General features: G+C 69.2%; 1 protein-coding gene. It reads right to left on the bottom strand.

Annotated features, from left to right (window positions below):
• Positions 1-286: hypothetical protein (locus K3A85_RS17875; RefSeq protein ID WP_225207866.1), on the bottom strand; the 286-nt coding region annotated here is incomplete at both ends.

Genomic DNA, 286 nt, shown 5'->3' with positions numbered 1-286 from the left:
GTGCGGCCGATGGGGGACTGGTCGATCTCGATCACCTTGTCGCAGTGTTCGAGGCCGGTGATGCGGTCGTGCGGGCCGGCGATGACGCGCGCGCCGTCCAAGGCGCGGGCGGCGCCGGCGTGGAGCGTGTCGATCGTGAACGAGGACTTGCCCGAGCCCGAGACGCCGGTGACGCAGGTGAAGGTGCCGAGCGGAATCGACGCGGTGACGTCCTTGAGGTTGTTGGCGCGTGCGCCTTCGACGGTCAGTTTGAGGCCGTTGCCCTTGCGGCGTGCCTTGGGCACCT

Origin of the sequence: Novosphingobium huizhouense, assembly GCF_020179475.1 — a bacterium.
GTDB lineage: Bacteria > Pseudomonadota > Alphaproteobacteria > Sphingomonadales > Sphingomonadaceae > Novosphingobium > Novosphingobium huizhouense.
This window is presented reverse-complemented; position numbering and strand designations above follow the sequence as displayed.